We start from the raw sequence: 22,094 nt of genomic DNA on the forward strand, positions 1-22,094 counted from the left end.
ACCTCCAGGCGCGCAAGCGCCGAAAGTGAATGGAGGCCTGGCTCGCACCAGGCCTCCATCCGTTACTCCACGATCTCGGTCACGACACCCGCGCCGACGGTGCGGTTACCCTCACGGATCGCGAAGCGTGAGCGCGCCTCGAGCGCGATCGGCTTGTTGAGCTCGATCGTGAACTCGGCGCTGTCGCCCGGCATCACCATCTCGGCGCCACTGCCGAGCTGGACGGTGCCGGTGACGTCAGCGGTGCGGAAGTAGAACTGCGGACGATAGTTGGCGAAGAAGGGCGTATGCCGCCCGCCTTCGTCCTTCGTCAGCACATACACTTCCGCCCGGAAGGTCCGGTGCGGCGTCGCGCCGCCGGGATGCGACAGCACCTGGCCGCGCTGCACCGTGGCCTTGTCGATCCCGCGCAGCAGGCAGCCGACATTGTCGCCGGCCTGCCCCTGATCGAGGATCTTGCGGTAGCTCTCGATGCTGGTCACGACGGACTTGCGGGTCTCGCCGAGACCGACGATCTCGACCTCGTCGCCGAGCCTGACGACGCCGCGCTCGACCAGCCCGGTCACCACCGTGCCGCGCCCAGCGATCGACTGCACCCCCTCGATCGGCATCAGGAACGGACGATCGTTCGGCCGCTCGGGCAGCTCGATAAAGCTGTCGAGTGCCTCGAACAGTTTCAGGATCGCCTGATCCGCCAGCGGACCGCGCTCGCCGCGCAGCGCCTGCATCGCGGCACCGCGCACGACCGGCGCGTTGTCGCCGTCATACTGGTACTTCGACAGCAGATCGCGCACCTCGATCTCGACGAGATCGACCAGTTCCGGATCGTCGGCGACATCGCACTTGTTCAGGAACACGACGATGCGCGGCACGCCGATCTGGCGCGCCAGCAGGATGTGTTCCCGGGTCTGCGGCATCGGCCCGTCGACCGCGGAGACCACCAGGATCGCGCCGTCCATCTGCGCCGCGCCGGTAATCATGTTCTTCACATAATCGGCGTGGCCCGGGCAGTCGACGTGCGAGTAGTGGCGCGTCTCCGTCGAGAACTCGACGTGGCTGGTCGCGATCGTCAGGATCTTCGAATCGTCACGCGTACCTTGCGCGGCCGACGCCTTGGCAACGTCCTGGTAGGAGACGAACGCGCCCCAGCCGTGATCGGCTGAAACCTTCGTCAGCGCTGCCGTCAGCGTCGTCTTGCCATGATCCACGTGACCGATCGTGCCAACATTGCAGTTGGGCTTGAGGCGGATGAACTTCTCTTTGGCCATGGGACACCTGTGGTGTTCGAGCTCCCGTGCTGGGTTTGCACGACTCGAGGCACCGCGAGAGCCCGTTCGGCGCCAGGAGCCGCTTCCGCTCCGGGCCGCCGTCCAATGTCAGGTGTGACGTGAGGTCAGGTCCAAAGCAGAATGGCGGCGGACGAAGGCGCTAGCCCTCCCGTCATCAGCACTGATGCTCGCTGTGACTGCCGCATGTTGGAAACCTGGGTCGCTCGCTTTCAAAAAGGAGGCGTGTACATAAGGAGCGGTCACGCGATTGGCAAGAGGCGGGCGCGTTGCCGCGGAGCGGCGCGCTGGCGTTCCCGGCCACCGCGGCGTATAATTCGCGCGCGTACGTGGTGGTTGGTCGGAATGTCCCTCGCAAGCAAAGCTGGTCTCGCATCCCTGTTCGTGGTGCTGTGCCTGAGCGGCCAGCAGGCCAATGCCCAGGCAGGTCCGGTGCGCTACTGGACGCCGGGCTCGCTGTTCGGCTTCGGCGGCAGCCTGGCCGATGGCCAGAAGGCCGACACCTACGGCAACTTTCCGGGCTTTGATGCCACCAGCGCGCAAGGCGGCGCCGCATATCTGAATGGCCGGCCCGACGGCTGGTTCGTCGGCAGCGAAGGCGGCCGCGCTGGCTGGAGCGCGCTCGGCCAATCGGCCGCGTTCGGCTCGCTGGAATATCAGGGCACGCAGGTCGGCTACAATTTCAGAGGCGTCGGCGATACGCCGGTGACCTTCTTCGCCGGTTTCGACAGCCTGAAGTACAATCCGCCCGGCGCCGGCGGGCCGCTGGCGCCATTCAGCGGCAATCCCGGCGTCAACGCCGGCTATTCGGCGCGCGCGGGCGTCGAGTTCCGGCCGACCTCGAATCTCAGCCTTTCATTGGGAGCGAGCTTCACCCAGCAAGGGGCGGAGCGCATGGACAGCGACATTCATTCGCAGCTGCTGCCCGGCCAGTCTCCGGTCCTGTTCGGCGGCCGCTAGGCGACACGAACATAGCGCGTCAGCGCAAGACCCCAGCGCTGCGGTCCTGATCCAACCAGAGCTTGAGCTCAAACCGAGAAGGCCCGAGGCCACGGGCACAGCCAGGATCGCAACATGGACATGCAGGGCAAGATCGCACTCGTCACCGCCGCCGCATCGGGCGCCGGCCGCGCCGGCGCGCTGATCCTCGCGCGCGAGGGCGCGGCGGTCGCGGTCGTCGACCAGAACGAGGCCGGTGCGAAGGCGGTCGTCGACGAGATCAGGAAGGGCGGCGGACGCGCGCTGGCACTGGCCGGCGATCTTCGCGACGACAAGTTTTCGCGCGATATCGTCGCGGCGACCGTGAAGGAATTCGGCGCGCTCGACTGCGTCTGGAACCATCTCGGCATTCCCGGGCCGTCGGTCATCGACGATCTGGAAGGCTGGGATCTCAGCGTCGATCTCAATCTGCGTTCGCAGCTGATCACCACCAACGCCGCGCTCGGGCAGATGACGGCGCGGCGCAAGGGCAGCATCCTGTTCACCGCGTCGACCTCGGGCCTGGTCGGCTCGCCGTGGAGCCCGACCTATTCGGCGGCCAAGGCCGGCGTGATCGGCCTCGCGCGGGCGCTCGCCAAGCGCCACGCCAAGGATGGCGTGCGCGTCAATGCGATCTGTCCCGGCGCGATCGATACGCCGATGCTGCGGGTGTTCGTCAACCGCCCCGACCAGCCGGGTCACAACGAGGCTAATCCGGAGGAACTGATCAAGGCCGCCGTCACCCGCAATCCGATGGGCCGCGCGGCGCGTCCGGAGGAGATCGCGGAGGTCGCCGTGTTCCTGCTGTCGGACAAGGCATCGTTCGTCACCGGCATCGCGATGCCGGTCGACGGCGGCACCGTCGCGTAGCTAGATCACAAATACGATCACGCGGACTAGCACGCGTGATCGCGTCGCCCCGTTTGCGTACAAGCACTCCGGAAAGCCGCTTCGCAGCTTTCCGGATCAAGCCCTAGAACCTCGCCCTGATGCCGGCATAGGCAGCGAGCGGCATGCCCGGCACGAAGGTGCGGGGATCGGACAGCTGCGCCATCAGGTTGGTCACCCCGCGCGTCGTGCTGGCGAAGCCGCCGGTCTCGTAGAACGCGCCGCTCAGATAATAGTGCTGGTTGAACACGTTGTTGATCAGGCCGAAGACCTCGATGTTCGGCGTGATCTGGTACGAGGTGTGCAGGTTGACGACGGAATAGGCAGGGATCTTTGGGCTCTGGTTGGTGTCGTCGTGGATGATCCACTGGCTGCCCACGACGTTAACGTCGGCGCCGACCTTCCACGCATCGGTGACGTTGTATTCGACGCCGGCCTTGAAGCGGTGCGCGGGAATGCCCGGGATCTGGTCGCCCGGCCTGACATTGACATACGAGACGTCGGAGTTGTTCGGATCGGTCACGGCGTTGGGATTGTTCGGCGAGAACAACGTGATGTCGCTTTGATAGGTTGCCCTGACATAGGTGTAGCTGGCGTACGCATTCCAGCGGTTGTAGCGATAGTCGAGCTTGGCCTCGATGCCCTGCCGCAAGGTCTGCCCTGCATTCTGGAAGAAGCCGAAATTGTTGACACCGAGCGGGCTCGCCACCTGGATGATGTCGTCGTCCGATTGGGTGCGGAACGCACCAAGGCCCCAGCTCAGCCTGCCGGTCCTTGCATCCTGGCCCCAACTGCCGCGCAGGCCGGCCTCGACGGTGTGCGCCACCACCTGCTTGAGCGGCGGATCGGCCACCAGGAAGCTGTCGATCATGCAGGGATGGTTGGGGTCGGAGCAGCCGAGCTCGAGCGGCGTCGGCGCGCGGTTGGCTTCCGAATAGCCGGCATAGGCGGTGAGGTTCGGCGTGATCTTGTAGGTGCCGCCGATCACCGGGTTCAGCCGCTGGAAGCGGTTGTTGCTGTTGAGCAGGTCGTTGGTCCCGGTCTGGTCGCGCAGTTCGATCTGGGCGAAGTTGAAGCGGCCACCAGCGGTGACCGAGAACCTGCTCGTCACATCGAAGGTGTTGGTGAGGTAGAGGCCGGTATAGGTGTTGGTTGCGTGCAGGTCGACCGGGCTGAGGCCGGCGTCGGGCTGGTTGATGAAGATGCCGGTGCCGGTGACGAACAGGTTCTGATCGACCGTGCCGAGCTCGCTCGATGCGTTGAACTTGGTGTAGCCGTGGTCGACGCTGACGCCCATCACGACGTGATTGTCGTGGCCGAACAGCTGATCGGTGTTGGTGAATTGCGCGGTGCCGCCGAAGCTCTTGGTGTCGACCCGGTTGCGGTCGATCTCGCCCAGGAAGACGGTGCCGAGCGTGTTCGGGACCGGCGGACCGCCGACCGGTCCGTAGATCGGGTCATTGTCGTGGTTGCCGTCGATGCACAGGTTGCGTCCCCTGTTGCAGCCTTCGACGTCGGTGCCGTTGCCGTCGACGTGGGATTGCCAGAAGCCGCGGAAATAGGCGTTGCCCTGGAACGACCAGGTGTCCGAGAAATTATGGTTCAATGTCGCATTGACGAAGGCGAGCTGAAGCAGCGTCGATTGCGGCCAGGTGTAGACGCTCGACCAGCGCTGGTTGAGCATCTCGACCGGCGTGGCGGCGACGTTGCCGAGCAGATTGCTGGCGCCGGTGAAATTGACGTGGAATTCGGTCTGGTCGTTGCGCGCGCCGACATCGACATACATGCGGTTGACGTGCGACGAGTTCGCGTAGTCGCGCCAGCCCCGGTCGTAGGCGGATTCGAAAGCGGCGTAGGCGGAGACGTTGTCCTTCTGGCCGCCGGCCTGCACGCTGCCCTGCACACGGCCGTATGAACCGCCGAACACTTCACCCTCGACGCCCTGATAGGTGAAGCCGTTCTTCATCTGGATGCTGAGCGCGCCGCCGATCGCGTTGAGGCCGAACACCGGATTGTTGGGAAACAAGGCCACGCTGTCGATGGCCTTCTCCGGGATGAAATCCCAGTTGACCACGTCGCCCCAGGATTCGTTGATGCGGACGCCGTTCTGATAGACCGCGATGCCCTGCGGCGTGCCCTGCACCGGCGAAGCGGTGAAGCCGCGATAGTCGAGATTGCGCTGGAACGGATTGCCGGTCTGATCGGTGAGCGTGACGCCAGGCAGCTTGCGATTCACCGAGTCCAGAAAATTGGTCGAATAGTTGCGGCTGAAATCGGTCGAGGTCAGCACCTCGGTGTTGGACGGAACCTTGTCGCGATCGATCAGGCTCGAATCGCGCTCGGAGGGGCTTGGCACACCGATGCCACCTTCCGGCGCCGCCGCGGTTCGAGCCGGTGCGGCCCGCGTTCTGGTGGTCCGCGATGTCTGTACCACCGGGCGCGTGGCCGGCCTGGTGCTGCGGGTGCCGGCGAGCGGCGAGGGCGCAATCACGGTGACTGGCGGCAATTCGGTCGGGGCAGGTGTCTGCGCGTACACCGCCGTCAACGGTGCAACGACGCCGATCGCCGTAAGCACGGCTGCTGCGCCGCGCGTGTGTGCTGAAGACAACGAAAATCGCGTTGCGACTTGCAACGTACCAGCCATAGCGCCCACCCTTTTTTCGCGGCTCGCCATTTTCCCCGACGAACCATTCGCGTTCGAGACTGCTGGAGGCATGCCAGTTTGGCAAACAAGTTTTGTCCCGGACGTGCGGGATTGTTTTCCAGCGGAGGTCGGGAAAAATTCCCGGTTGTTGCGCAGGGCTGTCGTGCCGGCGATCTGGCTGCTGGCCCGCGACGATTCGTCTCATGCAATCAGCGCGTTGTCGCGGGGGCAATGGAGTGGACATGGCCACGAAATCGTGTCTAAGCCGGGTCTTTCAGCATTGATTTGTATCGGCGCCGCAATGCGCATTAAGTGTCGCTTGTTCCCGCCCGGATGGCGCCTGTAGACATGGCTCCAATATCCATCAATCGCTGCTCCGAGGACCGATGCGAGTCCTGATTGTCGACGATCATCCGATCGTCATCGCGGCCTGCCAGGCCTTGCTGGCCGATGAAGCCGAAATGACCGTGACGGCTGCCGCGGATGCGGCGGGAGGTCTCGCGTCGTTTGCCGCCGAGGCGCCGGAGGTCTGCGTCATCGACATCAATCTGCCGACGGTCTCCGGCCTCGAACTCGCACAGCAGATCCTCGGAAAGGATGCCGGAGCGCGCATCGTCATCTTCAGCATCAATGACGATCCCGTCTTCGTCGCGCGCGCCGTCGATGTCGGCGTCAAGGGCTACGTGTCCAAGTCGGGAGATCCCAACGATCTGGTGGTTGCGATCCGTGAAGTTGGCAAGGGTGGCACGTTTCTGCCGTCCCGCAGCCGCGGGGACGCGCCGGTGGCTGATCCGTCGGTCGCGGCGAACCGGCTTGCGCAGATCAGCGCCCGCGAAGCCAGGATCCTTCACCTGCTCGTAGCTGGCCAGACCTTGGCCGAGATCGCAAAGCTGATCGGCGTTTCCTACGGAACGGTCGCGAACGACACCGCGATCATGCGGCACAAGCTCGGAGTTCGGTCGACGAGGGAATTGGTGCAACTGGCTGCCGGCATGTCCACGAACCTGCCGAGCTGAAGCGGCGCCTTCTCACGACCGCCCTCGAACCGCGTCAACGCATCGCTGCTGACGTCAGCGACAAAAATAACCCCGCTCTCACGGAGGAGGCGGGGTTACAAGTTCATTGGGATAAATCCTGCGCTATGCGCGGGAAGTAGCAAGACGGATCGTATCGTTGCCGCCGTTCTGATCAACGAGATTGTCTCTCGCATTTTTCGGGAAGAATTCCCGGCCCGTCTTGGAAAGATAACCTGACGTTCGTCATCTCGCGCATACGCAAATCATGCGCGTTGCGCGTCATCGTCATGCATCGATCTTGATGTCGCATAAACGCGCGTCTACGCTCCCAGCAGATCCGTTAGAGATCGCTGGAGGAAGCACATGAAGCGCTTGCTGTCGTTCGAGTTGACGCACTGCATTGCAGACGGGAGGAGAACTTCTCCGCGGCTGCTGGCTGCGAAGGTCGTCTTCGCCGGAATAATTGGACTTTCGGCCTTCTGCGGTGCCGCCTCGGCACAGAACGCCACGCCTGACCGCATCAAGGAAGTCACGTCGAAGGTCGACAGCGATTTCATCAAGGCGAACACCGCCACTTCCAAGGACTGGCCGACGATCGGTCTCGATTATGCGGAGACGCGATTCAGCAAGCTCAACCAGATCAACGCCGACAACGTCAAGGATCTCGGACTGGTCTGGAGCTACAATCTCGAATCATCGCGTGGCGTCGAGGCGACGCCGGTCGTGGTCGATGGCATCATGTATCAGTCGGCGTCATGGAGCGTGGTCCACGCCATCGACGCGCGTACCGGCAAGAAGCTGTGGTCGTTCGATCCGGGCGTCGATCGCTCGAAGGGCTACAAGGGGTGCTGCGACGTCGTCAATCGCGGCGTCGCCGTCTACAAGGGCAAGGTGTTCGTCGCCGCCTATGACGGCCGCCTGATCGCGCTCGATGCGGCCACCGGCCAGAAGGTCTGGGAAAAGGACACGCTGATCGATCACGAGCACTCCTACACCATCACCGGCGCGCCGCGCGCCTTCAACGGCAAGGTGGTGATCGGGCAGGGCGGCGCCGAGTACGGCGCACGCGGCTACATCACGGCCTATGACACCGAGACCGGCAACCAGCTCTGGCGCTGGTTCACGGTGCCGGGCGATCCGTCGAAGCCGTTCGAGGATGCCTCGATGGAAGCCGCGGCCAAGACCTGGGATCCGTCCGGCAAATACTGGCTCAACGGCGGCGGCGGCACGCCCTGGGATACGATCACCTACGATCCCGAACTGAACATGGTCTATGTCGGCACCGGCAACGGCGCGCCGTGGAATCGCAAATTCCGCAGCCCGTCGGGAGGCGACAATCTCTACCTCGCCTCGCTGGTCGCGCTGAACGCCGACACCGGCAAATACATCTGGCACTACCAGGAGACGCCCGGCGATAATTGGGACTACACCTCGACCCAACCGATGATCCTCGCCGACATCGCGATCGACGGCGCGCCGCGCAAGGTGATCCTGCACGCGCCGAAGAACGGCTTCTTCTTCGTGATCGACCGGACCAACGGCAAGTTCATCTCGGCGAAGAACTTCGTCGATGTGAACTGGGCGACTGGCTACGACGCCAATGGACGCCCGATCGAGGTGCCGGCGGCGCGCGGCGACGAGCCTTTTGATGCAGTGCCCGGTCCGTACGGCGCTCACAACTGGCACCCGATGTCGTTCAATCCGCAGACCGGCCTCGTTTACCTGCCGGCGCAGAACGTTCCGGTCAATCTGACGTCGGAAAAATCGCTGACGCAGAATGCGGCGACCCCCGGCAAGTTCGGCGGCACCACCGGCTGGAACGTCGGTTTCGTCCTCAACGGCACGCCGCCGAAGGCGCCAGCCTTCGGCAAGCTGATCGCGTGGGACCCGGTGAAGCAGAAGGAAGCATGGAAGGTCGACTATGTGTCGCCATGGAATGGCGGCACGCTGACCACCGCGGGCAATCTGGTGTTCCAGGGTACCGCCGACGGACGTTTCGTGGCGTATGATGCGAGGAACGGAAAGACGCTGTGGGAAACGCCGACCGGCACCGGTGTGGTGGCGGCAGCATCGACCTACACGATCGATGGCCAGCAATATGTCTCGATCGCGGTCGGCTGGGGCGGCGTGTTCGGCATCGCCACGCGCGCGACCGAATACCAGAATCCCGGCACGGTCTACACCTTCGCGCTCAACGGCAAGGCCAAGATGCCGGAGTTCGTGAAGTACCAGACCGAGGGCTTGCTGCAAGGCGTGAAGTACGACCCGAAGGACGTCCCTGAGGGTACCGCGATCTATGTTGCGGCCTGCGCCACCTGCCACGGGGTTCCCGGCGTCGATCGCGGCGGCAATGTCAGGAATCTCGGTTACGTCCCTGCCGAGGAGATCGCCAACCTGAAGGACATCGTGTTCAACGGACCGTTCCGTGATCGGGGAATGCCTGACTTCACCGGCAAGCTGACCGAGGCCGACGTGGTGAAGATCCAGGCCTTCATCCAGGGAACCGCGGACGCGATCCGGCCGAAGAGCAAATAGCATGACCTGCAAATAGCATGACCTGAACGGGTCATGCCGCAGGGATCGCGCACGGTCTGCCTCGGGTAGGCCGTGCGCGGTCGGTTTTGGGATTGTTCCCTTCGAATTCGGGAATTTTTCCCGAATATATCGGGATAATTGCTTGAGGATGATGCGTCGACCAGCTAATTCGTCTGTTAGGTCCACAACGGACGTAATTGGATGGGAGACCGAGAATGACTTCGCGCCCATTGGCTGGCCTGGTGCTGGCCGCTGCCATGACCTTGTCGGGAGCGGCCTTCGCTGCGAGCCACGACAACAGCATCAAGATGTTCGACCCCGACAATGACGGCACGCTCGATCTGTCCGAGGTGAAGAACGCAGCGTCGGCGCTGTTCGACAAGCTCGATCCGGACAAGGATGGCACCCTCGACGCGCGCGAGCTGCGCGGCAGACTGAGCAAGAAGGAGCTGGCTGCCGCTGATCCCGATCATGACGGCACCCTGACGAAGGATGAATATCTTGCCGTCGTCGAGCAGCGTTTCAACGCGGCCAATCCCGACAATGACGGAACGCTGGATGCGAAGGAACTGAAGTCGCACGCCGGGCGCGCGCTGCTTCGCCTGATGAAGTAAAGATTTCGGCGCTTCGGTTGTTGCGCCGTGGGGCCTCAGCGCCGGTCGCGCTGAGGCTTTTGTTTTTGATCGCCCGTCCGTGATGCCACGCGGGACCGGCGTCAGGTCAATCCTTGAACTCGCAGCCGAGGCGGTGCAGGGCCTCATCGACCCAGCGGCGGTCGCTGGTGCCGGCGAGGATCTGCTGGATGGCTTTCTCCTCGGTCGCCTTCTTGGCCTCGGTCAGCTTGCAGATCGCCTCGGCCTCGTCATGGGGCACGCAGAGCACGCCGTCGTCGTCGGCGACGATGAGGTCGCCGGGCTCGACGATCATGCCGTCGATCGAGATGGCGCAATTGATCTCACCCGGGCCATCCTTGTAGGGCCCGCGATGAGCAACGCCGGCCGCGAACACCGGGAACGATCCGGCACGGATCGCGCCGGCATCGCGGATCGAGCCGTCGATCACGAAGCCCGCGACGCCCTTCTTCTCAGCCAGCGTCGACATGATCTCGCCGATGATGGCGTTGACCAGCACGCCGCCGGCATCGACCACGATCACGTCGCCGGCTTGGGCGAGGTCGATCGCCTTGTGCACCATCAGGTTATCGCCGGGCCGGGTTTTCACAGTCAGCGCCGGACCGCCGAGCCAGCCGCCCTTATGCATCGGCCGCAGCCGGTTGGTGCCCGCGATCCGCGACATCACGTCGCTGATATTGGCGACCGGCAGGGTACGGTAGCGCGCGACGAGGTCGGGCGAGACTTTCCGCTTCGCCTTGTGAATAGCAAATCCTGTGGCCATCGGTTTTCTCCGGTGTGTGGCGGTGCGCCCGCTCAATGTGCGCGGCGGTCGAGATGGGCGTTGAGGCGAGGATAGACGCGGCGGGTATTGCCTTCAAATATCTTGGCCTTGTCTTCGGCGCTGAGCGGCAACGCGTCGATATAGCGGCGGGTGTCGTCGAAGTGATGACCCGTCTCGGGATCGATGCCGCGAACCGCGCCGACCATCTCCGAGGCAAACAGGATGTTCTCGACCGGGATCACCCGGGTCAACAGCTCGATGCCGGGCAGATGATAGACGCAGGTGTCGAAGAACACGTTCTTCAACAGATGCTCCGAAAGCGGCGGCAGCTTCATGTCCTGCGCCAGGCCCCGGTAGCGGCCCCAATGATAGGGCACCGCACCGCCGCCATGCGGGATGATGAAGCGCAGCGTCGGGAAGCGCTTGAAGAGATCGGAGGTCAGGAACTGCATGAAGGCGGTGGTGTCGCCGTTGAGGTAATGCGCGCCGGTGCCGTGGAAGCAGGGGTTGCAGGACGAGGAGACATGGACCATCGCCGGCACGTCGAGCTCGACCATCTTTTCATACAGCGGATACCACCATTCATCGGTCAACGGCGGATCGCACCAGTAGCCGCCGGCGGGATCGGGATTGAGGTTGCAGCCGACGAAGCCGAGCTGGGTCACGCAACGCTCCAGCTCCTCGATGCAGTTCTTGGGCGCCACTCCGGGACTCTGCGGCAGCTGGCAGACGGGGACGAAGTTTTGCGGAAACAGCGTGCAGACGCGATGCACCAGGTCGTTGCAGATCGTGGTCCATTCGCGGCTGGTGGCTTCCTTGCCGACATGATGCGCCATGCCGGCGGCGCGTGGCGAGAAGATGGTGACGTCGGTGCCGCGCTCCTTTTGCAGGCGGAGCTGCGCGCCCTCGACGCTGCTGCGGATCTCATCATCAGTGATGCCGAGATTGGTGGTGAGCGGCCGGCGCGATTTGTCGGCGAGGCCGGCGAGCTGCTTGTCGCGGAAGATCTGCAGCTTGGCCGGCTCGGTGGTGTAGTGGCCGTGACAGTCGATGATCATGGTGGCTTCCTTGTTGTCCCCTTGGCAGGGCTATCGGTGTGCGAGGGATGACGGGATCGCGCCGGTCAGTTGGGTCTCGCGCGGCTTGACGCGCATGGTGGCGGCGATGGCGGAGGCGACCAGCAGGAAGCCGGCGATCCCGACCAGCGCCCAGGAGAAGCTTCCGGTGGAGTCCTTGATCAGGCCGATGCACCACGGCCCGATCAGGCCGCCGAACTGCGCCAGCGTGTTGACCATGGCGATCGAGGCGGCGCCGGCCGCACCCGTCAGCAGCGAGGCATTGATGCTCCAGAACAGCGGGTTGCCGGCGTTCAGGCTGAAGCCGACGATGCAGAGGAACACGAAGGCGAGCACCGGGCTCGACACATAGGCGCTGCCCAGCATCGCGACGGCGGCGAGCAGATAGACGGCCGCGAGATGAAACTTGCGATCGCCTGTTCTGTCCGAGCTGCGGCTGACCACGATGGTGCCGATGACCCCGAGCAGCGGCGGGATCGCCGAGAGAAAGCCGACCTGGATGTTGCTGAGGTCGCCCATGCCCTTGATGATCTGCGGCAGCCATAGCAACAGGCCGTAGATGCCGACCAGCGCGCAGCCGAACAGCGCCGCCAGCAGCCAGACCCTGATGTCGAGGACGCATTCGATCAACCTGTGCTGCCCTTGTCGTTCGATCTCGGACCGCTCGGCGGCGAGCTCGCCCTCCAGCCAGGCTGCCTGCTCGTTCGTGAGCCAGCTCGCCTTGGCCGGTCGGTCGGTCAGATAATAGAGCGTGAACAGGCCGAGCAGAATGGTCGGTACGCCCTCGGCAATGAACATCCACTGCCAGCCAAGCAGTCCGCCTGCGCCGTCGAGGAAGGTCATGATGCTGGTCGAGATCGGCCCGCCAAGCACCGCGGAAAATGAGCCGGCGATGATGTAGCCCGCGACCGCGCGGGCGCGATAGCGCGACGGGAACCAGTAGGTGAGGTAGAGCACGACGCCGGGCATGAAGCCGGCTTCGGCGACGCCGAGGCCGAACCGCATCACATAAAGGCTGAGCGGATTCCAGACGAAGGCGGTCAGCGTGGCGACGAGGCCCCAGGTGATCAGGATGCGCGCCAGCCAGATCCGGGCCCCCAGCCAGTGCAGCATCAGATTGCTCGGCACCTCGAGCACCATGTAGCCGAGGAAGAAGATGCTGGCGGCGAAGCCGAAGATCGCCGGGCTGAGTCCCAGATCCTTGTTCATCGTCAGCCCGGCATAGCCGAGATTGATGCGGTCGAGATAGTTGAAGAACATCATCACGAACAGGATCGGGATCAGCCGCCAATAGACCCGGCGGATGGTGTCGCGCTCCAGTTCGCTTGCTGCCGCTTCGGCCATTGTAATCCTCCCTTGCTTTTGTTTTGGCGCCGGTGGATCGAACCGGGCGAAGCGCCGGTTATTCGCGGCGATTTCGCATGGCTGACCGGCTGTGCGCGTTGCCCCGCATTATCCCTTGGAGCACCGGCATTTTGGCGCCAAGATCGGGAAACGGTCCTGGGAGGTCAAATACCGCTTTGACCCTTCACTTATAGGGAATCGGAATAAGCGATGGATTACAGGCAGCTTCGCTATTTCATCGCGGTGGCCGAGGAGCTCAGCTTCAGCCGCGCCGCCAAGCGACTGCATGTCAGTCAGCCGCCGCTCAGCACCCAGATCAAGGCGATGGAGGAGGAGCTCGGCACCCAGCTGCTGTCGCGGACGCGGCGCGCCGTCGAGCTCACCCAGGCTGGCCAGTTGCTGCTGGAACATGCGCGGCGCGCCGTCAGCGAGCTCGATCTGGCATCCGAGACCGTGCGCCGCGCAGCGCGTGGCGAGGCCGGCGCGGTCCGGGTCGGCTTTACGGATTCCGTTCCGATGCTCGACATGTTCGCCGAACTGTTCCGCAGCTTCCGCGCCAGCTATCCGCGGGTGAAGATCGAGCTGCGGCACATGTCGACGGCCAAGCAGCTGCAAGCGATAGCCGACGCCGAGCTCGATGTCGCGATCATGCGGCCGCCGCTCGATTTCCGCCCCGCCGCCGACCTGCAAGTTCATGTCGTGTGGCGCGACCGGTTGATGGTGTTCCTGCCGATCGATCATCCGCTCGCCGCAGCACCTGGCAAGCTGACCGTCGCCGATCTGGCCGAGCACGAGTTCGTCGGCATGGCCGAGAGCGGTTGCGGTGTCGGCGACCAGGCGGCGATGCTGTGCCGGCGGGCCGGCTTCGCGCCGCGCATCGTGCAGGAGGCGCATGAACTGCGCACCGTGCTCAGTCTGGTCGCGGCCGGGATCGGGCTTTCGATCCTGCCGTCCTGCTACCAGCAGGCCGGCGTCATGAACGTGGTGGCGAAGACCTTGGATACGCCGGATGCGGAAAGCCGGATGCTGGTGGCGATGCGTTCGAACGCCTCGCTGCTGCCGCGCCGGTTCGTCGAATGCGCCTTGCAGGCAGCGTCGCGAAGCGCGCTGCCGCGCGTCGAGGTGGCGGCTGCCGGCGGTTGACGCCCTGGGGCAAGCCGTCGCGTTGGTTCGGAGGCTCGCCGCACCGCTCAGGCGCCGTCGTGGCCCGGGTTTTCCAGGCTGAACGTCTCGGACTGTTCGTCATAGGCGAACAGCTCGGCATAGCGGCCCCAGGATACGATGGTCTTGAGCGTCTCGTCCGCATAATCCTCGGACATGTAGTCCTCGAGCTCGTTGCGGAAGCGCGCGGCAGGCGCCATATGCGAGGGCCGTTCGTCGAGCACACGCTTGATCAGGCCGAACACCGGCACATGGTTGACGAGATGCTCGGCGAACAACTTCTTGCGCGCGTCGGTGTCGAGGTGCGCGAAGCGGACGCCGGGGTCGGTCAGCACCAGGTCGCCTTCGCTGAGATGGGCAAAGCGCAGCAGCTGCAACGACTCGCCGAGATGCAGGATCTCGTCGGTCTCAAGCTGGAGCTGGCTCGCCAGCACCGGCAGGTCGGCATGTCCGCCATAGGGCGGCCCGGCCAGCGTCTCGATCAGGCCGGACAGCTCGTTGGAAGAGACATGGTCGAGCACCATGCCGACGCCGCCGCCCGGAACCCCTTCGAGCGACGGTGCCTTGGGCTCCGCGCGCTGCGTCATGCGCGCATAGAGCTGCTCGACGAGCTGGCGGAAGGACGGATCGAGCCGGTTGCGCGGATGTTTCAGGTCGATCTTGAACTCGGCCGCGACGCGCCCCGGATTCGACGAGAACACCAGGACGCGGTCGCACATCAGCACGGCTTCCTCGATGTTGTGCGTCACCATCAACACCGATTTGATCGGCAGCCGGCCTTCGATCCAGAGGTCGATCAGGTCGGTGCGCAACGTCTCAGCCGTCAGCACGTCGAGCGCCGAGAACGGTTCGTCCATCAGCAGCAGGTCGGGGTGCACGACCAGCGCCCGCGCGAAGCCGACGCGCTGGCGCATGCCGCCGGACAATTCCTTGGGGTAGGCGGACTCGAAACCGTCGAGGCCGATCAGGTCGATCGCCGCGAGCGCGCGCTTGCGGCGCTCGGTGGCGTCGACGCCCAGCGCCTCCAGTCCGAGCTCGACGTTTTGCAACACGGTCAGCCAGGGAAACAGCGCGAATGACTGGAACACCATGGCGACGCCGTTTGGCGGTCCGGCGATGGCTTCGCCGCGGCAGGTCGCGGCGCCCGACGACGGCGCGACCAGCCCGGCGATGATGCGCAGCAAGGTCGACTTGCCCGATCCGGAGCGGCCGAGCAGCCCGACGATCTCGCCGGCATCAATCGTCAGGTCGACATTCTCGAGCACCAGCAGCTGCTCGCCGCTTCCCTTCGGGAACGAGCGGGAGACGCTGCGAATGTCGATCAGCGCGGTCTGGTTGGTTTGGTCGAGCATCGGAATTCCTCTCGATCAGCCGAGGCGAAGGCGGCGCTCGCCGAAGGCGTAGAGCGGCCGCCACAGCATGCGGTTAAACAAAGTGACCAGGACGCACATCACGACGATGCCGAGCACGACCTTGGGAAAATCGCCGGCCTCCGTCGCGCGCGCGATATAGGCGCCGAGGCCGGTGGCGACGAGATGGGTATCGCCCCAGCTCGCGACCTCCGCGACGATCGAGGCATTCCACGAGCCGCCCGACGCGGTGATCGCGCCGGTGATGTAATAGGGGAAAATGCCCGGCAGCACGACTTTCACCCACCATCGCCAGCCCCCGAGGTGCAGGCTGCTGGCCGCCTCGCGCAGGTCGGTCGGGAAGGCGGCCGCGCCCGCGATCACGTTGAACAGGATGTACCATTGCGTGCCCAGGATCATCAGCGGGCTGAGCCAGACATTCGGATCGAGGTGGAAGCGGACGATCAGCACGACAAAGACCGGGAAGGCAAGGTTGGCCGGGAAGGCGGCGAGGAACTGCGCGAGCGGTTGGATCCGCTCGGCGAGCTTCGGCCGCAGCCCGATCCAGACGCCGACCGGCACCCAGATCAGCGACGCCAGCGCGATCAGGACGATGACGCGCAGCAGCGTGACGAGCCCGTAGCCGACGGCGGCGGCGAGATCGGACAGGCCGAGCGATGCGGAAAGATACTGGTACGCCATCCAGGCGGCGTAGCCGGCCGTGGCGACCACCACCGCAATCCAGATGCCATCGACGACCCGCGAGGGCTGCCCCGGTTTGCCGGTGGGCCGCAGCATCGCGGGCCACGCGATGCGCATGGTCGAGACCGCCTTGTTCACCGTAGCGAGCTGATAGGTCAGGGCGCGCAGCGCGCGGGTGCGCCGGAACAGGTCCAGCATCCACGACGTCGGGGCTTCGCCGGACGCGGTCTGCTCGAAACGGAATTTGTCCGCCCAGGCGACGATCGGGCGAAACAGCAGCTGGTCATAGGCGATGATGACGATCAGCATCGCGAGCAGCGCGTAGCCGATCGCGGGCAGGTTCTTCTGATCGATCGCGGTCGCGACATAGGCGCCGACGCCGGGCAGGGTGACCGTCGTGTTGCCGACCGTGATCGCTTCCGATGCGACGACGAAGAACCAGCCGCCCGACATCGACATCATCGCGTTCCAGATCAGGCCCGGCATCGCGAACGGCACGTCGAGCCGCCAGAACCGCTGCCAGCCCGAGAGGTGGAAGCTCGCGGTCGCGTCCTCGAGATCCTTCGGCACGTTGCGCAGCGACTGGTACATGCTGAAGGTCATGTTCCAGGCCTGGCTGGTGAAGATCGCGAACACGCAGGCGAACTCGGCGCCCAGCACGCGGCCGGGAAACAGGTTCATGAAGAACACGACGGTGAAGGTCAGGAAACCGAGGATCGGCACCGATTGCAGGATGTCGAGCATCGGGATCAGCACGATCTCGGCGCGCCGGCTCTTGGCCGCGACGGTCGCGTAGATGAAGGTGAAGATGGTCGAGCAGACGATCGCCAGCAGCATCCGCATCGTGGTCCGGAGCGCGTAATACGGCAGGTTGGCCGGATCGAGCGACACCGGGCTGCGCGCGAGCTCGGACAGCGGCACGGTGGTCTGCTCGCCGCCATAGACGACGAGCACCATCGCGCCGACCAGCAGCAGCAGCGCCGCGACGTCCCAAAGATTGGGCCGGAGGGAGACCGGTCCCCATACGGCGCTGCGAACGTCCTGAAAGCTCATAAGGCCACCCTCGGGGCAGAACTCGCCATCTATGCGCCCGAAATGACCGGGACCGGCCCCAGCCGGCGTTATAGGCAGGATTTGCGACAAACTGGTAGTCCGTCCTGCGGCGCAGTGCCGCCGCGCGGCTAGCGCGGTCGCTGCGTCAGGAAGCGCGTGACCACGCCGCCAAGCGTGGCGTGGTCGAGCGGCTCGGTGAGCGATGCCTTGGCGGTTTCGACCACGGCGTCGGGCGCCAGGCCGCGCCGCAGGTCGCACAGCGCGTCGGCATAGCCGGCGGTGAATTCCGGGTGCGGCTGCACCGACAGCGTCGTGCCGTTGGCATAGAGCAGCCCGGCATGGGGCGTGAATTCGGACGACATGATGGTGCGCGCCGAGGCCGGCGGGGTGATCACCTGATCCTGGTGCGAGGCGGCGGCCGCGACCGTCTCGCCTTCGAGCAAGCCATTGTCCGGCGCCAGCCGATAGACGTGGCGGCCGATGCCCCAACCCTTCTCCGATTTGCGCACCGTGCCGCCGAGCGCCTGCGCGATCAGCTGATGACCGAAGCAGACGCCGACCATCGGAACATGCCTGTCATGGGCCGCACGCACGAACGCTTCGAGCGGCGCCATCCATTCGACGTCATCGTAGACGCCGGCCGCTGATCCCGTGATCAGGATCGCGTCGAGTGTCGCGGGATCGGGAAGCGCCTCACCCCCGGCGACGCTCACGACATCGCAGGCCGCCGACGGATCGGCTGCGGTCACCATCCGCTCGAACATCTGCGGATAGCTGCCGTGACGCTCGCGGTATTGCGGGCTGACGAGCCCGGTTTCGATGATGGTGATGCGGGGCATGGAACGCGCTGAGGGCTGAATGGGGACGACCCAGCGTTTACTCCGAAAGCGCCTGGCGCCACAAGCCGCGTGGGTCGATCAATTCCGCGACGGCGTGGCTGTGTCAATCGTTGCGGTGTGCTGCGCGGTGGGCGTCGTGCTGACTGTCGCCGGCGCCGCCGTCACGATCGCAGGCTCGGTGCGATAGCGCGGCAACTGATCCTCGAGCGAATAGCCGACGCAGAGCGCGAGGCTCGACCACACCGCCATGCTGAAATACAGCGACATCCAGGCGATCTCCTCGCGCCACTCGGCGATGTCATGGGTGACGACCCAGCGCCGGCTGACGTCGCGCAGGCCGTCGAGCGGATGCAGCAGGGTGCCGCCGGCGGCGAGGTTGGCGCGCCAGCGGTTGAGGTACATCGGGACGTCGATGGTCATCAGGAAGGCGAGAAAGGCGGCGATGCCGACGATCGCCACGATGAAGGCCCAGCGCACCGGGCCATGAAACTCGGGCAGCAGCCGGCACAGTGCGATCCCGACCAGGAAGAACACCACGGCCCAGATCGAGTTCTCGATCGCGTTGCAGAGATAATGCGTGGTCAGCACCGCATACCAGGAGAAGCATTCCGCGATCACGATCAGCGGCACGATGATCCAGGCGATGGTCACGGTGGTGTCGGCGCCGGTCATGGTGCCGAGTTGATGCAGGATGATCGCCCATTGCGCGGCGAAGCAGACCTCGGCGACGGTGGCGACGGTGCGGCCGACCACGACGCTCGACAGCCAGTGGTCGAACAGGCAGATGCGCTGCACGTCGGCGCGCGGCAGCACCGAACGGAACGCGCAGCCGAACACATAGGCCGCGCACAGCAGCATCATCAGGCCGATGCCGGATGTGTTGCTGAAGCTGCCGTTGGACTGTTCATGGAACTGGCGATACAGCGCGAACCAGACCGCGATGTTGGCGGCGCTGACGAGGCTCAAGAGCCCCCACCACCGGACCACTGGATTCGACCAAGCCAGCGAAACCGGCCGTGCCCGCCGCTCCATGCTCATTCACCGCTCCGCGTGTAACCGAATTGATATTGAACTGTAGTAATTCTGTCATAGAAGATCACGAATCACGACTAAAAAATGCGTGTGGCGCGGGCAGGGCGGCTACGGGATTGTGACAGCGATTGTGACAGCGCGGCGATTGTGACAGTGAGCGGCGGCCCACTGTTTGTGACAATGGGGGGCCGCCAAACCCCGGTCTCGTCATTCCGGGATGCGCGAAGCGCAGGCCCGGAATCCATCAGGCCGCCGTGTCGCTGTTGAATGGATTCCGGGCTCGCGCTCCGCGCGCCCCGGAATGACGAAAGGGGCGTTGGCCCTCCAGCCTTCGCGATCGTGATCGAATGTGACGGCCGCGCCGGTAGGCAGGCCCGGCCCGATCCATTACAGAACGGCTTCCTTTTTCAGGCCGAACCCGCACGGGCTGGCTTCACGCGAAGGCGACCTGTGACGACGGATATGACGGCCAGCTACGACCCGCTGCTGCGCAGGATTCACTGGGCGACGGCAGTGCTGTTCATCGCGGCGATGCTGATCGGGCTCTATTGCGGGTTGCAGCCGGCGGGGACGTCGCCGCGGCGCGAACTGCTCGAGGTGCACAAGTCGCTCGGCGTCACCCTGTTCTTCCTGGCGATCCTGCGGCTGATGGTGCGCGCTGTCACCACGGCTCCGCCGGAGCCAGGCTCGTTTTCGCCGCTGGTCAGGATCGCGGCGAGGCTCAATCACTGGGCGCTTTATGCCATCCTGTTCGCGATGCCGGTGACGGGATACATGTTCTCATCGGCCGGCGGCTACTCCCTGCGCTACTTCTGGACCTTCAGCTGGCCGCGCCTGTTCGCCGACAACAAGGCGGTGGCGGAGGCTGGCGAGTTGGCTCACGGCGCGCTGGCTTATTTCGTCTATGCGGTGGTCGCGCTGCATATCGCCGCGACGCTCTGGCATGTTCTCGTCAAGAAGGACGAGACGCTGGCGCGGATGTGGCCGCGCGCGAGCCGCAATCCATCCTGAGTGCTAACCGCGCAACGCGGTCTCGGGAATGGTGCGGCGAACCACCTCGCGCATCGCGAAGCTGGAATGGATGCGGGCGACGCCCGGCATTCGCGACAGATGCTGCTTGTGGATACGCTCGAAGTCGGCGATGTCGCGGGCGATCACCTGTAGATGATAATCATCGCTGCCCGACATCAGATGGCAGGACACAACGTCTGGACAACGCGCGATCGCGGCCTCGAACGCCGCGAGATAATCCTCGCTCTGCTTCTCCAGCGTGATGGTGACGACGACCGTGGTCACCAGTCCGAGCGCTGATGGTTCGAGGTCGGCGCGGTAGCCGCGGATCACACCGATCTCCTCGAGATGACGAATGCGCCGCGCGCAGGCGGTCGGCGACAGTCCGACCTTTTCGGCCAGCTCGATCTGGCTGGCGCGGGCGTCAGAGACCAACTCGGCGAGGATTCTAAGGTCAATGCGATCGAGACCGTCCACGCAGTTTTCCTTCAAGGATTGAGCTGGACGTGAAAGATATGAGCGTATTTGGCTGTGAGCAAGCCGGAATTCGCTGAGAAACGCCGTGTGACGGGGCATAGCCTTCTGGTTGGCGGAAACCAATCTAGCAAGGAGCGGACCATGCGCATCGGCGTGCCCAAGGAGATCAAGGTCGAGGAATATCGGGTCGGGCTGACACCCGCCTCGGTGCGGGAATATGTGGCGCACGGGCACGAGGTCGTGGTGCAGCGCGGCGCGGGTGACGGCATCGGCGCCGGTGATGACGTCTACTCCCAGGCCGGCGCACGGATCGCCGACACCGCCGAAGAGGTTTTTTCCGTCGCCGAGATGATCGTGAAGGTGAAGGAGCCGCAGCCGTCCGAATGGATCAGGCTGCGCGAGGGACAGATCCTCTTCACCTATCTGCATCTCGCGCCCGACGTTCCGCAAACCACGGGGCTGATTGCGTCCGGCTGCACCGCGGTCGCCTACGAGACCGTGACCGACGCGCATGGCGGGCTGCCGCTGCTGGCGCCCATGAGCGAAGTCGCAGGCCGGCTGGCGATCGAAGCCGCGGGCGCTGCGCTGCGCAAATCCGCCGACGGCATGGGCAAGCTGCTCGGCGGCGTGCCCGGCGTTCCGCCGGCGCGCGTGGCGATCATCGGCGGCGGCGTGGTCGGCACTCATGCAGCGCGGATGGCCGCAGGCCTCGGCAGCGACGTCACCATCCTCGACCGCTCGGTGCCGCGGCTCCGCGCGCTCGACGATCTGTTCCTCGGCCGGGTCCGCGCTCGCTATGCGACGCTGGAGGCGATCGAGCAGGAGATCATCGCCGCCGATGTCGTGATCGGAGCGGTGCTGGTGCCTGGCGCCAGCGCACCGAAACTGGTCTCGCGCGCGCAACTCGCCAGCATGAAGCGCCGCGCGGTGCTGGTCGACGTCGCGATCGACCAGGGCGGCTGCTTCGAGACCTCGAAGGCGACCACGCATCAGGCGCCGACCTATCTGGTCGACGATATCGTGCATTATTGCGTCGCCAACATGCCGGGCGCCGTACCCGTCACCTCAAGCCACGCGCTCAATCATGCGACCTTGCCGTTCGGTCTGGCGCTGGCGTCGAAAGGGCTGCGCGCGCTGGTCGAGGATCCGCATCTGCGCGCCGGCCTCAACGTCCATCGCGGCCGCATCACCAACCGCGCCGTGGCCGAGAGCCAGCATCTGTCGGCCGTGATGCCGGAGGAAGCGCTGGCGTCGTAACATTTGCGAGCCTTCGCAGCCTTTCCCGTCGTCCCGGCTCCCGTGCGCAAC

Annotated in this window: 19 protein-coding genes; 9 read left to right on the forward strand and 10 right to left on the reverse strand. The window is 64.8% G+C overall.

Features of this window, described 5'->3' with window-relative positions; all coding sequences use genetic code 11:
* Nucleotides 1-62: 62 nt before the first annotated feature.
* A complete protein-coding gene (tuf, locus tag CWS35_RS13490) occupies nucleotides 63-1,268 on the reverse strand; it encodes an elongation factor Tu (RefSeq protein WP_100952175.1) in 1,206 nt (401 codons plus the stop codon).
* Nucleotides 1,269-1,631: 363 nt separating this feature from the next.
* Here tuf and CWS35_RS13495 point away from each other — a divergent pair, with 363 nt between their 5' ends.
* Nucleotides 1,632-2,246, forward strand: coding sequence for a hypothetical protein (locus CWS35_RS13495; RefSeq protein ID WP_024580282.1), 615 nt, complete (start codon nucleotides 1,632-1,634; stop codon nucleotides 2,244-2,246).
* 114 nt (nucleotides 2,247-2,360) lie between these two features.
* Nucleotides 2,361-3,134: an SDR family NAD(P)-dependent oxidoreductase gene (locus CWS35_RS13500; protein WP_024580283.1), complete on the forward strand. Its 774-nt coding sequence runs from the start codon at nucleotides 2,361-2,363 to the stop codon at nucleotides 3,132-3,134.
* A gap of 103 nt (nucleotides 3,135-3,237) precedes the next feature.
* Here the strand turns inward: CWS35_RS13500 and CWS35_RS13505 are convergent, their stop codons facing one another.
* On the reverse strand, nucleotides 3,238-5,508 hold the full coding sequence (locus CWS35_RS13505; RefSeq protein WP_311538650.1) for a TonB-dependent receptor domain-containing protein: 2,271 nt from the start codon (nucleotides 5,506-5,508) through the stop codon (nucleotides 3,238-3,240).
* A gap of 4 nt (nucleotides 5,509-5,512) precedes the next feature.
* Between CWS35_RS13505 and CWS35_RS38980 the strand changes: the two genes are divergently transcribed.
* From CWS35_RS38980 to CWS35_RS13520, 4 genes are all read left to right on the forward strand, one after another.
* A complete protein-coding gene (locus CWS35_RS38980) occupies nucleotides 5,513-6,142 on the forward strand; it encodes a hypothetical protein (RefSeq protein ID WP_157817142.1) in 630 nt (209 codons plus the stop codon).
* 40 nt (nucleotides 6,143-6,182) lie between these two features.
* The gene (locus CWS35_RS13510; protein ID WP_100952176.1) at nucleotides 6,183-6,812 is read left to right on the forward strand and encodes a response regulator transcription factor; all 630 of its coding nucleotides are present in this window, start codon (nucleotides 6,183-6,185) and stop codon (nucleotides 6,810-6,812) included.
* A 363-nt stretch (nucleotides 6,813-7,175) separates the two neighbouring features.
* Entirely contained in the window at nucleotides 7,176-9,347 is a 2,172-nt protein-coding gene (locus CWS35_RS13515; RefSeq protein ID WP_024580286.1) for a PQQ-dependent dehydrogenase, methanol/ethanol family, read from the forward strand.
* A 215-nt stretch (nucleotides 9,348-9,562) separates the two neighbouring features.
* On the forward strand, nucleotides 9,563-9,961 hold the full coding sequence (locus CWS35_RS13520; RefSeq protein WP_100952177.1) for a calcium-binding protein: 399 nt from the start codon (nucleotides 9,563-9,565) through the stop codon (nucleotides 9,959-9,961).
* A 106-nt stretch (nucleotides 9,962-10,067) separates the two neighbouring features.
* On the opposite strand, the gene CWS35_RS13525 is transcribed toward CWS35_RS13520, so the two are convergent.
* The 3 genes from CWS35_RS13525 to CWS35_RS13535 are packed head-to-tail and all read right to left on the reverse strand — an operon-like array spanning nucleotide 10,068 to nucleotide 13,162.
* Nucleotides 10,068-10,742 carry an RraA family protein gene (locus CWS35_RS13525; RefSeq protein ID WP_100952178.1) on the reverse strand — a complete coding sequence of 225 codons (675 nt, stop codon included), beginning with the start codon at nucleotides 10,740-10,742 and terminating at the stop codon, nucleotides 10,068-10,070.
* 32 nt (nucleotides 10,743-10,774) lie between these two features.
* The gene (locus tag CWS35_RS13530) at nucleotides 10,775-11,800 is read right to left on the reverse strand and encodes an amidohydrolase family protein (protein ID WP_100952179.1); all 1,026 of its coding nucleotides are present in this window, start codon (nucleotides 11,798-11,800) and stop codon (nucleotides 10,775-10,777) included.
* Nucleotides 11,801-11,830: 30 nt separating this feature from the next.
* Nucleotides 11,831-13,162: an MFS transporter gene (locus CWS35_RS13535; RefSeq protein ID WP_100952180.1), complete on the reverse strand. Its 1,332-nt coding sequence runs from the start codon at nucleotides 13,160-13,162 to the stop codon at nucleotides 11,831-11,833.
* Nucleotides 13,163-13,372: 210 nt separating this feature from the next.
* Here CWS35_RS13535 and CWS35_RS13540 point away from each other — a divergent pair, with 210 nt between their 5' ends.
* Complete coding sequence (locus tag CWS35_RS13540) at nucleotides 13,373-14,305, forward strand: LysR substrate-binding domain-containing protein (RefSeq protein ID WP_024580291.1); 933 nt, start codon at nucleotides 13,373-13,375, stop codon at nucleotides 14,303-14,305.
* A 47-nt stretch (nucleotides 14,306-14,352) separates the two neighbouring features.
* On the opposite strand, the gene CWS35_RS13545 is transcribed toward CWS35_RS13540, so the two are convergent.
* The 4 genes from CWS35_RS13545 to CWS35_RS13560 all read right to left on the reverse strand — a co-directional run bounded on the left by CWS35_RS13545 (nucleotide 14,353) and on the right by CWS35_RS13560 (nucleotide 19,298).
* Nucleotides 14,353-15,675, reverse strand: a complete 1,323-nt coding sequence (locus tag CWS35_RS13545) for an AAA-associated domain-containing protein (RefSeq protein WP_100952181.1) — start codon at nucleotides 15,673-15,675, stop codon at nucleotides 14,353-14,355.
* Nucleotides 15,676-15,690: 15 nt separating this feature from the next.
* Entirely contained in the window at nucleotides 15,691-17,427 is a 1,737-nt protein-coding gene (locus tag CWS35_RS13550; RefSeq protein WP_100952182.1) for an ABC transporter permease subunit, read from the reverse strand.
* A gap of 128 nt (nucleotides 17,428-17,555) precedes the next feature.
* Complete coding sequence (locus CWS35_RS13555) at nucleotides 17,556-18,266, reverse strand: type 1 glutamine amidotransferase (protein WP_024580294.1); 711 nt, start codon at nucleotides 18,264-18,266, stop codon at nucleotides 17,556-17,558.
* Between the two features lie 78 nt (nucleotides 18,267-18,344).
* A complete protein-coding gene (locus tag CWS35_RS13560) occupies nucleotides 18,345-19,298 on the reverse strand; it encodes a hypothetical protein (protein ID WP_245439053.1) in 954 nt (317 codons plus the stop codon).
* A 462-nt stretch (nucleotides 19,299-19,760) separates the two neighbouring features.
* Between CWS35_RS13560 and CWS35_RS13565 the strand changes: the two genes are divergently transcribed.
* Nucleotides 19,761-20,309 carry a cytochrome b gene (locus CWS35_RS13565; protein ID WP_100952184.1) on the forward strand — a complete coding sequence of 183 codons (549 nt, stop codon included), beginning with the start codon at nucleotides 19,761-19,763 and terminating at the stop codon, nucleotides 20,307-20,309.
* 3 nt (nucleotides 20,310-20,312) lie between these two features.
* Here CWS35_RS13565 and CWS35_RS13570 read toward each other — a convergent pair whose 3' ends face one another.
* On the reverse strand, nucleotides 20,313-20,801 hold the full coding sequence (locus CWS35_RS13570; protein WP_029878956.1) for an Lrp/AsnC family transcriptional regulator: 489 nt from the start codon (nucleotides 20,799-20,801) through the stop codon (nucleotides 20,313-20,315).
* A gap of 126 nt (nucleotides 20,802-20,927) precedes the next feature.
* Between CWS35_RS13570 and ald the strand changes: the two genes are divergently transcribed.
* The gene (gene ald, locus CWS35_RS13575) at nucleotides 20,928-22,043 is read left to right on the forward strand and encodes an alanine dehydrogenase (protein ID WP_100952185.1); all 1,116 of its coding nucleotides are present in this window, start codon (nucleotides 20,928-20,930) and stop codon (nucleotides 22,041-22,043) included.
* The last annotated feature ends 51 nt before the right edge of the window (nucleotides 22,044-22,094 follow it).

The organism is Bradyrhizobium sp. SK17 (assembly GCF_002831585.1).
Classification (GTDB): Bacteria; Pseudomonadota; Alphaproteobacteria; order Rhizobiales; family Xanthobacteraceae; genus Bradyrhizobium.

Coding starts and splice junctions, on each gene's coding strand:
- CWS35_RS38980 (WP_157817142.1), top strand. CDS start 5,513: ATGCCACCTTCCGGCGCCGCCGCGGTTCGAGCCGGTGCGGCCCGCGTT.
- CWS35_RS13495 (WP_024580282.1), top strand. CDS start 1,632: ATGTCCCTCGCAAGCAAAGCTGGTCTCGCATCCCTGTTCGTGGTGCTG.
- CWS35_RS13525 (WP_100952178.1), bottom strand. CDS start 10,742: ATGGCCACAGGATTTGCTATTCACAAGGCGAAGCGGAAAGTCTCGCCC.
- CWS35_RS13515 (WP_024580286.1), top strand. CDS start 7,176: ATGAAGCGCTTGCTGTCGTTCGAGTTGACGCACTGCATTGCAGACGGG.
- CWS35_RS13545 (WP_100952181.1), bottom strand. CDS start 15,675: ATGCTCGACCAAACCAACCAGACCGCGCTGATCGACATTCGCAGCGTC.
- CWS35_RS13565 (WP_100952184.1), top strand. CDS start 19,761: ATGACGGCCAGCTACGACCCGCTGCTGCGCAGGATTCACTGGGCGACG.
- CWS35_RS13560 (WP_245439053.1), bottom strand. CDS start 19,298: ATGGAGCGGCGGGCACGGCCGGTTTCGCTGGCTTGGTCGAATCCAGTG.
- CWS35_RS13530 (WP_100952179.1), bottom strand. CDS start 11,800: ATGATCATCGACTGTCACGGCCACTACACCACCGAGCCGGCCAAGCTG.
- CWS35_RS13520 (WP_100952177.1), top strand. CDS start 9,563: ATGACTTCGCGCCCATTGGCTGGCCTGGTGCTGGCCGCTGCCATGACC.
- CWS35_RS13550 (WP_100952182.1), bottom strand. CDS start 17,427: ATGAGCTTTCAGGACGTTCGCAGCGCCGTATGGGGACCGGTCTCCCTC.
- CWS35_RS13555 (WP_024580294.1), bottom strand. CDS start 18,266: ATGCCCCGCATCACCATCATCGAAACCGGGCTCGTCAGCCCGCAATAC.
- CWS35_RS13500 (WP_024580283.1), top strand. CDS start 2,361: ATGGACATGCAGGGCAAGATCGCACTCGTCACCGCCGCCGCATCGGGC.
- tuf (WP_100952175.1), bottom strand. CDS start 1,268: ATGGCCAAAGAGAAGTTCATCCGCCTCAAGCCCAACTGCAATGTTGGC.
- CWS35_RS13535 (WP_100952180.1), bottom strand. CDS start 13,162: ATGGCCGAAGCGGCAGCAAGCGAACTGGAGCGCGACACCATCCGCCGG.
- CWS35_RS13510 (WP_100952176.1), top strand. CDS start 6,183: ATGCGAGTCCTGATTGTCGACGATCATCCGATCGTCATCGCGGCCTGC.
- ald (WP_100952185.1), top strand. CDS start 20,928: ATGCGCATCGGCGTGCCCAAGGAGATCAAGGTCGAGGAATATCGGGTC.
- CWS35_RS13540 (WP_024580291.1), top strand. CDS start 13,373: ATGGATTACAGGCAGCTTCGCTATTTCATCGCGGTGGCCGAGGAGCTC.